Origin of the sequence: Dyadobacter sp. CY261, from assembly GCF_021440085.1 — a bacterium.
Lineage (GTDB): Bacteria > Bacteroidota > Bacteroidia > Cytophagales > Spirosomataceae > Dyadobacter.
Genome location: NZ_JAKCPW010000065.1, coordinates 1 through 1,119 on the forward strand (window position 1 = coordinate 1; position 1,119 = coordinate 1,119).

Genomic DNA, 1,119 nt, shown 5'->3' on the forward strand with positions numbered 1-1,119 from the left:
AAAACTCAGAACATGGCTACTGGCAATTCGTAAACACTTGAGAACCGAATTTTTTCATATAAGCTTATACGATCTGGCCTCCCTGGGAACCTTATTCTCTGGGCTGACGCTCGCGCTATTGGTCGGGTTCGCTAAAAGACCAAGCCAAAGGGCTAACCTGTTTTTAAGTTTGGCGCTTGGTGTGATCGTACTAAAAACCGGTGGGCTTTCAGCGGTTTTTTTACCGGCATTGGGGCCACTGTTGTTTTTTTATACCAAGCACTTGACACGCCCGGAGTGGCGGTTTCAACGAAAAGATTGGCTCCATTTCTGTCCACTGCTGGGAGTAGGTTGGATGCCGGTCTGGCTCGTCATCAGTTCGGTCACCTTCTATTTGTACGCCGCTCACCGACTCATACAAGTGTTCTATGGTCGACAGCGACCCGTGCTGATGGACAGGCCGCGTTTAGCTTTCCGCGGGCTGGACAAAGCCCTGGTCCTGCTCGGCTCGTCCTGCTTGTTAACGTTAGTGAGTGATTCGTTCTTTCTGGCTACTGCTTTTGTGCTGATGGGAATGGCCGCAGAGGTGGTCCTCAAATCGGATAGCCCGGTCAGGCTAACGATGCCAATCGCTGATCGAACGGATGTCAGGCAGAAAGGCCGAAAGTTAACGGAAGTGGTGGCAGCAAACCACCTTTACGAGGATGCTGAATTGACATTGACCAAGCTGGCTCTGAAACTGGCGATTCATCCCCATGAGTTGTCCCGGATCATCAACATAGGGCTAGACAAGAACTTCAGCGATTTTATTAATGAGTTTCGGGTTCGTGAAATCGCTCGAAAACTACGCGATCCGGCCTATGACCGGCTCACCCTGTTGGGCATTGCCTATGAGTCGGGTTTTAATTCCAAAACGACGTTCAACCGGGTTTTCAAGGAGATTACGGGCCAAACGCCTGTCGAATACAAAAACGGCCTAAAAAAAGAGGTGCCAATTGATGAGTTGGGACCTCGGTTGCCGATCCAGCCCTTAGTATTGCGTTCGGAAAGCCCAACAACCAGGGCTAGTGAAATCTCAAATCGCAATATATCTAGCTTACATCCCCTTATGCTTCACAACTATTTTAAAATCGCCTGGCG

Annotated in this window: 1 protein-coding gene; it reads left to right on the forward strand. The window is 49.7% G+C overall.

Annotation, left to right across the window (positions count from 1 at the left end; genetic code table 11):
• Nucleotides 1-37 precede the first annotated feature (37 nt).
• Nucleotides 38-1,119 (forward strand): AraC family transcriptional regulator (locus LZD49_RS35355; RefSeq protein WP_234673371.1); only part of this gene is annotated, 1,082 nt, incomplete at its 3' end.